Source organism: Streptomyces zinciresistens K42 (assembly GCF_000225525.1).
Taxonomy (GTDB): Bacteria; Actinomycetota; Actinomycetes; order Streptomycetales; family Streptomycetaceae; genus Streptomyces; species Streptomyces zinciresistens.
The window spans coordinates 1-9569 of sequence record NZ_AGBF01000227.1 but is presented as its reverse complement, the minus strand read 5'-3'; the positions used below and the strand labels follow the sequence as shown (position 1 = coordinate 9569).

Below are 9569 nucleotides of genomic sequence, written 5' to 3'. Positions count from 1 at the left end.
GGGTGGCACTCGCCGTGCCGGGGGCGGCGGTGGCACTCGCCGTGCCGGGGACCGGGGGCACCGCGGGGGTGCCGAGGAGCGCTTCGGGGGCGAGCGGGGCGCGCGCGGCGGCCGGGTCGGCGGGCGCGGGGCTCGGGGAGCCCTTGACGGTGCCGTCCGGGGCGAGGAATGCGGGGTCGCCGCCGGGGACCATGCCGAGTTCGCGGGCGCGGCGCTGGAGGGCGTCGGGCGCGGAGTAGGCGTCGATGTCCCGCTGGAGCGACTGCTCCTCGTCGGTGAGGGCCTTGGTCTCCTTCTGGAGGTCGTCCAGTTTGAACGCGCCTTCGCTGAGGGCGGAGTTCAGCACGAGCAGACCGATGAGACCGCCGCCCAGGAGCAGGACGACGAGGAGGACGAAGGGGGCGCGGGCCGCTCTGGCGGCCCCCGCCGGGAAGAGCCGGGCCAGCCGGGCGGCCCGGCCCCTCAGTTCGGGTTTCCTACGCACTGGCCCTCCACCGGGTCCGGTTCTCCCGTTCGCGGTGCGCCCCGGCCCCGGACGCCCGCCCCTGCCTCACGGCCCTCATTCGATGGACTCCCTGATCCGCTCGGCGCCGCGCAGGCGCGCCGGTGCCGCGCGCCGGTTCTCGGCGACCTCTTCCTCGGTGGGAAGTTCGGCACCACGCGTCAGCAGCTTGAGCCGGGGCTGGTACCGCTCGGGCACGACGGGCAGTCCGGGCGGCGCGGTGTTCGCCGCGCCGGCCGCGAGGACCTGCTTGACCAGCCGGTCCTCCAGGGACTGGTACGACAGGACGGCGATCCGTCCGCCCACGGCGAGGGCCCCCACGGCGGCCGGGACCGCCCGTTCCAGGACGGACAGTTCGCCGTTGACCTCGATGCGCAGCGCCTGGAAGGTGCGCTTGGCGGGGTTGCCGCCGGTGCGCTTGGCGGCCTGCGGCAGCGCGTCCCGGATCAGCTCCACGAGCCGGGCGCTGTGCGAGAACGGCTCCCTGTCGCGCTCGCGCACCACGGCGGCGACGATCCGCCTGGCCTGCTTCTCCTCGCCGTACGCGCGCAGGATGCGGACGAGTTCACCGGCCGGATAGGTGTTGAGGACCTCGGCGGCGCTGATGCCCGTCGTCTGGTCCATCCGCATGTCGAGGGGGGCGTCCTGGGCGTAGGCGAAGCCGCGGTCGGCCTCGTCGAGCTGCATCGAGGAGACCCCGAGGTCGAACAGCACGCCCTGCACGCGCCGCGTGCCGAGCCGGTCCAGGACCTCCGGGAGCTCGTCGTAGACGGCGTGCACGAGCAGCGCCCGCTCGCCGAAGCGGGCCAGGCGCTCGCCGGACAGGCGCAGCGCCTCCTTGTCGCGGTCGAGGGCGACGAGCCGGGCCTCGGGGAAGCGCTCCAGGAGGGCCTCGCTGTGGCCGCCGAGCCCGAGCGTGCAGTCGACGACGACCGCGTCCGGGCGCTCCAGTGCGGGGGCCAACAGGTCCAGGCACCGCTGGAGCATCACCGGGACATGTCGACTCTGGCTCAAGGGGGCCTCTCAGATCCGGCGGCGCACGCACCGCCGGGTCCCCGCCCGCCCCCGGCGAGCCGGGGGGAACCCCGCTGAAGGGGAGGTCCGCCGGCGCCGGGAGCGTCAGCCGACCGGGAGCCGGAGGAGGCCGAGCCGTACGTACGCGCCGCGCACGCGGGGAAATCTCCGGAAAGTCGCCGGGATCTCCGGGGGATTCAGTCCAGCAGGGGGTCTCGCCTCCCGCTTCGCGCCACTTTAGTCCACGCTGTCGCGCGGTCAATCAACCGGCCTGCGCGTCGCCGCCGCGGGTTCACGCGATGCCCGGCCCGCGGGAAACCGCCCGAATGGCCGTACGCACGCCGCCCCTGTGGGTCAGCTCACAACAAGGCGCGATGGCCTTCTTTGTCCCCCCTCACAGCAGGACCGTCGCGCGGGTGACCAGTAACGTCGTGGGTATGACGACTTCTGCATCGGTTCCCACTGGTCCGGACGGCGCGATAGCGCACGGCGGTACGGTCACCGACCGCCTGGTCGACGCCAACGGGCAGTACGCCGCCGCGTTCAGCGACCCCGGCATGGACGCCCGTCCCGTGCTCCACGTCGCCGTGGTGGCCTGTATGGACGCCCGCCTCGACCTGCACGCCGCGCTCGGCCTCGAACTCGGCGACTGCCACACCATCCGCAACGCGGGCGGCGTCGTCACCGACGACGTGATCCGCTCGCTCACCATCAGCCAGCGCAAGCTCGGCACCCGCAGCATCGTGCTCATCCACCACACCGGCTGCGGTCTGGAGGCCCTCACCGAGGACTTCCGCACCGAGCTGGAGCTGGAGGTCGGCCAGCGCCCGGCGTGGGCGGTGGAGTCCTTCCGGGACGTCGACCAGGACGTGCGCCAGTCGATGCAGCGCGTGCGGACCTCGCCGTTCCTGCTGCACACCGACGACGTGCGGGGCTTCGTCTTCGACGTGCGGACGGGTCTGCTGCGCGAGGTCGACGCGGGCTGACCGCCGGCGCGGCCCGCCCGGACGGCCCCGCGCGGGTCCCGTGACCGTGCGGCGGGCCTGTCGTTTCGCTGTCAATCTGCGCGCGGGCGGGCCCAAAAGGCCGTAAGACCCGACATATCGCTGGCAGTTGTCCACAGGCGAGTGACACGAAACGGTAACGGCAGGAAGAATGCGAGTGTGGCGGCACGCGGAACGTTTCCCGCGTGGTGCCCGTGTTCCAGGGGAGGGCCGGTCCGCACCGTGTCGGCCCGGCAAGAACGGGCCGAGGAGGGCCGGGTGACGACCTATGACGATCGAGCGAGCCTCACTGATCTGACCGCCACTGTGGAGCGTGTCCGCAGTTCGGTGGAGGGTGTGATCGAGGGCAAGCCCGAGGTCGTACGGCTTTCGCTGACCGTGCTGCTCGCCGAAGGGCATCTTCTGATCGAGGATGTCCCCGGCGTCGGCAAGACCATGCTGGCCAAGGCGCTTGCGCGGTCCATCGACTGCTCGGTGCGGCGCATCCAGTTCACGCCCGACCTGCTGCCGTCCGACATCACCGGTGTGTCCATCTGGGACCAGCAGCGCAGGGACTTCGAGTTCAAGCCCGGCGCGATCTTCGCGCAGATCGTGATCGGCGACGAGATCAACCGGGCCTCGCCGAAGACGCAGTCCGCGCTGCTGGAGTCCATGGAGGAGCGCCAGGTCACCATCGACGGCCAGACCTACGAGCTGCCCAGCCCCTTCATGGTGGTGGCCACCCAGAACCCGGTCGAGATGGAGGGCACCTATCCGCTGCCCGAGGCCCAGCGCGACCGCTTCATGGCCCGGGTCTCCGTCGGCTACCCCAGCGTGGAGGCCGAGCTGCAGATGCTCGACGTCCACGGCGGTGCCTCGCCGCTGGAGGACCTGCAGCCGGTGGCGCACGCGCACGACATCGTGAAGCTGATCGACGCCGTCCGCGGCGTCCATGTCGCCGAGCCCGTCCGCCGGTACGCGGTGGAGCTGGTCTCCGCCACCCGCAGCCATCCCGACCTCAGACTCGGCGCCTCGCCGCGCGCGACGCTGCACCTGCTGCGCGCGGCGAAGGCGGCGGCCGCCCTCAGCGGCCGGGAGTACGCGCTGCCGGACGACGTCCAGGCCCTGGCCGTGGCCGTGCTGGCGCACCGCCTGCTGCCGACCGCGCAGGCGCAGCTCAACCGCCGCTCCTCCGAGCAGGTAGTCCAGGAGATCCTCCAGCGGACGCCCGTCCCCTCCGCTCCCCAGCAGAGCGGCTTCGGCGGCCTCGGGCGCGCCGGATACGGCCAGCCGCCGCGGAGGCTTGGATGACCTCCGGCGGGACGGGCCAGGCCGAGGCGGACCGCGGTGACAGCAGCGGGTTCCGCACGGCCCTGGCCGGTCTGACCACGCGCGGGCGCTCCTTCCTGGCCGCCGGTGTCGCGGCCGCCGTCTGCGCGTACGTCCTCGGCCAGAGCGACCTGCTGCGCGTCGGGCTGCTGCTCTGCGCGCTGCCGCTGGTCTGCGCGAGCGTGCTGTACCGCACCCGCTACCGGGTCGCGGGCGGCCGACGGCTCTCCCCCGCGCGCGTGCCGGCGGGCAGCGAGGCCCGCGTGCACCTGCGGGTCGACAACGTGTCGCGGCTGCCCACGGGCGTGCTGATGCTCCAGGACCGGGTGCCGTACGTGCTCGGGCCGCGGCCCCGCTTCGTCCTGGACCGGGTGGAGGCAGGCGGCCACCGCGAGGTGTCCTACCGGGTCCGCTCCGACCTGCGCGGCCGCTATCCGCTGGGCCCGCTCCAGCTGCGCCTGAGCGACCCCTTCGGGATGTGCGAGCTGACGCGCTCCTTCTCGACGTACGACACCCTCACCGTCATCCCTCGCGTGGAGCCGCTGCCGCCGGTCCGCTTCAGCGGCGAGGCGAGGGGCTACGGCGACGGGCGGCAGCGCTCGCTGGCCCTGGCCGGTGAGGACGACGTGATCCCGCGCGGCTACCGCCACGGCGACGACCTGCGCCGCGTGCACTGGCGCTCCACCGCCCGCTACGGCGAGCTGATGGTGCGCCGCGAGGAGCAGCCGCAGCGCGCGCGCTGCACGGTGCTGCTGGACAGCAGGGAGCTCGCCTACCGGGGGGCGGGCCCCGACTCGGCCTTCGAGTGGGCGGTCTCGGGCGCGGCGTCCGTGCTGGTCCACATGCTGGAGCGGGGGTTCTCGGTGCGGCTGCTGACGGACACCGGCAGCTCCGTGCCCGGTGAGGGAGCCGACGGGTTCGCGGGCGCGAGCCAGGAGTCGGCGGACGCGGCCGGTCTGATGATGGACACCCTGTCGGTGATCGACCACTCCGACGGCACGGGTCTGTCGCACGCGTACGACCTGCTGCGCGGCGGCAACGAGGGACTGCTGATCGCCTTCTTCGGCGATCTCGACGAGGAGCAGGCGGCGGTGGCCGCCAAGATGCGCCAGCGCAGCGGGGGCGCGATCGCCTTCGTGCTGGACAGCGGTGCGTGGGTGCGGGAGCCGGCCGCGACGGACCGGGGTGAGGAGCGGTTGCGGATGCTGCGCGAGGCGGGCTGGACGGCCCTGAGCGTGCCGCGCGGTGTGTCGCTGGACCGCCTGTGGCGGCAGGCGGACCGCGAGCGCGGCGGACTGGCCACGGCAGGCGGCGGGGAGGTGCCGGCATGAGCGGACGCACCCGGATGGCGCTGTGCGCCGCCGCGGCCACCCTGCTGACGGCGTGCGCGCTGCTGCCGCTGGTCTCTCCGGCCGGCTGGCTGGTGCAGGCCGCCTTCCTGCTGGCGATCCAGACGGGCGTCGGCATGGCGGCCCGGCGGGTGCCGCTCGCACGGCCCCTGACGGTGGCGGTGCAGGCCCTGGCGGCGCTGCTGCTGCTGACCGTGGTCTTCGCGGGCCGGCAGGCGATCGCCGGGGTGGTCCCCGGCCCGGATGCCTTCCGGTACTTCGGCGACCTGCTGCGGGCCGGCGGCGACGACGTCAGCCGGTACTCGATCCCGGCGCCGCTGTCGGACGGCATCCGTCTGATGCTCGTCGGCGGTGTGCTGGTCATCGGGCTGGCGGTCGACACCGTCGCGGTGACGTTCCGCAGCGCCGCCCCGGCCGGACTGCCGCTGCTGGCGCTGTACTCGGTGGCGGCGGGGCTCTCCGAGGGCGGCGCGGACGGGCTGTTCTTCGTGCTCGCCGCCGTCGGTTATCTGATGCTGCTGCTGGCCGAGGGCCGCGACCGGCTCTCGCAGTGGGGCCGGGTCTTCAGCGGCGGCCCGCGCGCGCCGGGCGCGGAGCCGAGCGGCGCGGTGGCTCCGGTGCGCACCGGGCGCCGGATCGGCGCGGTCGCGCTGGGCATCGCCCTGGTGGTGCCGCTCGCCCTGCCCGCGATGGACGGCGGTCTGCTGGACACCGCGGGCCGGGGAGGGGGCGGCGGCAGTGGCGACGGCGGCACCGTCTCCGCGGTGAACCCGCTGGTGTCGCTGCGCGACAGCCTCAATGTGGACGAGGACCGCGAGGTCCTGTCCCTGAAGACCAATTCGACCGACATCTCCAGCATGTACCTGCGGATCGTGTCCCTCGACAGGTTCGACGGCACGACGTGGCAGCCCTCCAAGCGCTCGATCGAGGCCGTGCCGGACAGGTTCCCCACCCCGTCGGGGCTGAGCCCCGGCATCAAGCGCACCGAGGTCGAGACGACGATCAGGGCCGCCAACTGGTACGCCCAGAACTGGCTGCCGATGCCGTACCCGCCGAGCCGGGTGGACATCTCGGGCAACTGGCGGTACGAGCCGCTGGGGATGACGGTCGTGGGCGACCGCCGCCAGACCACGCGCGGGATGACGTACACGGTGCGCAGTCTGGACGTGCAGCCGACGGCGAAGCAGCTGGCCGAGGCTCCCGAGGCGCCGGAGGCCCTGCAGCGCGAGTACACCGAGCTGCCCGACACGCTGCCCGCGGTGGTCGCGTCGACCGCGCGTGAGATCACCAAGGGGGCGGCCAACCACTACGAGCAGGCGGTCAAGCTCCAGGACTACTTCACCATCACCGGCGGCTTCCGGTACGACACCGAGGTGAAGGTCGGCACCGGCCGGGACGCCATCGCCAACTTCCTGCGGGACAAGGAGGGCTTCTGCGTCCACTTCTCGTTCGCCATGGCGGCCATGGCCCGCTCCCTGGACATCCCGACCCGGGTCGCGGTGGGCTTCGCGCCCGGCACCCCGCAGGGCGGCGGGAAGGTGACGGTGGGGCTGAAGGACGCGCACGCCTGGCCCGAGGTGTACTTCGAGGGGGTGGGCTGGACCCGCTTCGAGCCGACCCCGAGCCGGGGCTCGGCCCCCGCCTACACCGAGCCGGAGTCGTCCGACTCGACGCTGCCCGACCCGGCGCGGCCGACGCAGTCGGCGAGCACCGGTCCCTCCGCCTCGGCCTCGGCGGGCGAGAGCTGCGAGCAGGGCGGTCCCGCCCCGTGCGCGAGCGAGTCCCCGGCGGCGGCGCCCGCGGGCGGCGGTGACGGCCCGCGCTGGTATCCGGCGCTGGCCTGGGCGCTGGGCGGGCTGGCGGTCCTGCTGATCCCGTCGGTGCCCCTGCTGTGGCGGCTGCGCACGAGAGCGGTACGGCTCGCGGGGCAGGGCCGCACACCGTCGGACGTGGCGCTGCACACGCTCGCGGTCTGGCGTGAACTGACCGACACGGCATGGGACTTCGGCATCGCGCCGGACGACTCCCAGACCCCCCGCCGGACCGCGGCCCGTATCGTCCGGCTGGGCCGGCTCGATCCTCCGGCGGCGGACGCGGTCCACCGGGTCGCCGACGCGGTGGAGCAGGTCCTGTACGCCCCGCAGCCGCGTCCGCCGGCCGGTCTGGCGGAGGAGGTCCGCCGGGTACGGTCGGATCTGGCGTCCCGGGCGGGCCGCGCGGCCAGGCTGCGCGCGCTGCTCGCCCCGCGTTCCGCCGTGCGGGTGGTGTGGGGTCTGGCCGAGCGGTGGGCGCTGGTCAGGCGACGGATCGCCGCGGCACGGCCCACCTGGACCCGGCCGTCCGCGCCGGGTCAGCGGGGGTGACACCCGGCCCGCCGGATTCCCGGGCGGGCGCGGGTGCCTCACGGGGCTGAGGCGGGGCGGGGCCCGGACGGTACGGCGTGAGGCGGAGCCGCTGCGGCTCGGCCTCACGCGTGGGCCGGGGGCCGGCGGGGAGCCGGCGCATGACCCCGGAGGAGACGGCTCCGCCTCACGCGCGGCCCGGGGCGGACCCGCGCGGCCTGGACCCCCTCCGCGCGGGCACACGTCAGGGGGCGCCCACCCACCGGTGGACACCCCCTGCGGCGTACGGGAGCCGCGCGACCGGGGCTAGTGACCGCCCTGCTCGTCGCGGCGGCGCTGCCAGCGCTGTTCGATGCGGTCCATCATGGAGCGCTTCTCGCGTGGCTGGCTGCGGGTCTGCGGGCCTGCGGCGGCCTGCTCACCCGGCTTGGGGGCCTTGCGCCAGCCGGTCACGGCGAGCACGGCGCAGCCCAGCATGACGAGGAAGCCCACCACGCTGAGCCAGACCTGCTGGGCGACCATTCCAGCCATGAGGAGCGCGATACCTACGAGGAAGCCCGCGACCGCCTGGTAGACCCGTCGCCGGGTGTACGTGCGCAGCCCGCTTCCCTCAAGCGCTGTCGCGAACTTGGGATCTTCGGCGTACAGCGCTCGCTCCATTTGCTCGAGCATGCGCTGCTCGTGCTCCGAGAGCGGCACGGAGTCCTCCTCATCGTGCAGTCGCCGGGGCGACCCGGGGGGTCCCTTCAGGATAGGCAGGGAATCGCCCCCGTGAAACCCGCCCCTCTACGCCAATTGGCCAACCGGGCTCCGGCATGGGCGTCCCGGCTCACTGAGATCTGCATTCCCCAGCGGCCGACCCGTCATGCCGGAACGGTCTCCCCCGATCATACGGCGCTGAACGCCCGATCGGGGGGCCTGTGGCGTACTCCATGTGCAGCCAAGTCCCTGATCAAGGCGTACGCCGGGAGTGTGCTCACAGGGACCTCTCAGGCCCCGGCGGCCTCCCTGGCCTCCCCGAGCACATGCAATTGCGTGGCGACGGCATGGAAGGCGGGCAGCTCGGCCGCCGCCTCCTCCAGCTGCAGCAGGGCCTCCCGGGCCCCGGGCTCGGTGTCCACCAGGACCCCGGGCACCAGGTCCGCGAAGACCCGCACCCCGTGCACGGCGCCGACCGCGAGGCCGGCGCCCTCGACCAGTGCGGTGAGCTGCGCGGCGGTGAAGCGGCGCGGCACCGGGTCACCCTGGCCCCATCGGCCGTCCGGGTCCCCCAGGGCCTGCTTGGCCTCCTTGAAGTGCCCGGCGAGGGCGCGGGCGAGGACCGCGCCGCCCAGACCGGCGGCGAGCAGGCTCAGCACGCCCCCGGGGCGCAGGGCGGCGACCGCGTTGCGCACGCCCTCGGCGGGGTCGTCCACGTACTCCAGGACGCCGTGGCACAGCACGACGTCGCAGCCCGCGCGCTCGACGACGTCGAACAGCCCGTGGGCGTCGCCCTGGACACCGCGCACGCGGTCGGCGACCTCGGCCTCGGCGGCCCGGCGCTCCAGGGCGAAGAGGGCGTTCGGGCTGGGGTCGACGACGGTGACGCGATGCCCGAGGCGGGCCAGGGGCACGGCGAAGTTGCCGCTGCCGCCGCCGGTGTCCAGGACGTCGAGGGCCTGCCGGCCCGTGGCCTTGACCCGGCGGTCCAGGGCGTCCTGGAGGACCTCCCAGACCACGGCGGTCCGCACCGACGCGCGGGGCCGGGCGGGGTCGGGGCGCAGCGATGCCGGCTGAGGACGGTCGGCGGAGACGGGCGGGCGCATCGGGTCCGACACGGCGATTGACTCCTCGGCGCGGCACCGCCGTGACGACGGCGGAGGGAACGGGGGCTGCCTCCCGGGCCCGGATCAGGGCAGGAAGGCTTCAGGCGCCTTCCACCCTATTGCCTCCGGCGGGCCGGGCGGCCATCGCGGTGCCGTGCGACGCGGGCCGTCCCGCCGGGCGGACGGCCGCGTCACCGCCCGTGGCGCGGCCGGTGCGCTCCGGTCGGCCCGCGCCCGCGACGCGC

The 9569-nt window shown here is 74.4% G+C and carries 8 protein-coding genes; 4 read left to right on the top strand and 4 right to left on the bottom strand.

Annotated elements, in window-relative coordinates; genetic code table 11:
• Positions 1–484, bottom strand: a 484-nt coding sequence (gene ftsL, locus SZN_RS32375) for a cell division protein FtsL (RefSeq protein ID WP_007503393.1), incomplete at its 3' end; no start/stop codon positions are given.
• A gap of 75 nt (positions 485–559) precedes the next feature.
• Positions 560–1516: a 16S rRNA (cytosine(1402)-N(4))-methyltransferase RsmH gene (gene rsmH / locus SZN_RS32370; protein ID WP_078509048.1), complete on the bottom strand. Its 957-nt coding sequence runs from the start codon at positions 1514–1516 to the stop codon at positions 560–562.
• Positions 1517–1953: 437 nt separating this feature from the next.
• On the opposite strand from rsmH, the gene SZN_RS32365 reads away from it, so the two are divergent.
• The 4 genes from SZN_RS32365 to SZN_RS32350 all read left to right on the top strand — a co-directional run bounded on the left by SZN_RS32365 (position 1954) and on the right by SZN_RS32350 (position 7540).
• A complete protein-coding gene (locus SZN_RS32365; RefSeq protein ID WP_007503382.1) occupies positions 1954–2502 on the top strand; it encodes a beta-class carbonic anhydrase in 549 nt (182 codons plus the stop codon).
• A gap of 276 nt (positions 2503–2778) precedes the next feature.
• Positions 2779–3810: an AAA family ATPase gene (locus SZN_RS32360; RefSeq protein ID WP_043734229.1), complete on the top strand. Its 1032-nt coding sequence runs from the start codon at positions 2779–2781 to the stop codon at positions 3808–3810.
• Positions 3807–5159 carry a DUF58 domain-containing protein gene (locus tag SZN_RS32355; RefSeq protein WP_007503378.1) on the top strand — a complete coding sequence of 451 codons (1353 nt, stop codon included), beginning with the start codon at positions 3807–3809 and terminating at the stop codon, positions 5157–5159. The genes SZN_RS32360 and SZN_RS32355 overlap by 4 nt, the downstream gene beginning before the upstream one ends.
• Positions 5156–7540: a transglutaminase TgpA family protein gene (locus SZN_RS32350; RefSeq protein WP_007503376.1), complete on the top strand. Its 2385-nt coding sequence runs from the start codon at positions 5156–5158 to the stop codon at positions 7538–7540. The genes SZN_RS32355 and SZN_RS32350 overlap by 4 nt, the downstream gene beginning before the upstream one ends.
• Positions 7541–7825: 285 nt before the next feature.
• On the opposite strand, the gene SZN_RS32345 is transcribed toward SZN_RS32350, so the two are convergent.
• Positions 7826–8218 carry a DUF3040 domain-containing protein gene (locus SZN_RS32345; protein ID WP_007503375.1) on the bottom strand — a complete coding sequence of 131 codons (393 nt, stop codon included), beginning with the start codon at positions 8216–8218 and terminating at the stop codon, positions 7826–7828.
• Between the two features lie 290 nt (positions 8219–8508).
• On the bottom strand, positions 8509–9336 hold the full coding sequence (locus SZN_RS32340; protein WP_007503372.1) for a methyltransferase: 828 nt from the start codon (positions 9334–9336) through the stop codon (positions 8509–8511).
• Positions 9337–9569 lie beyond the last annotated feature (233 nt).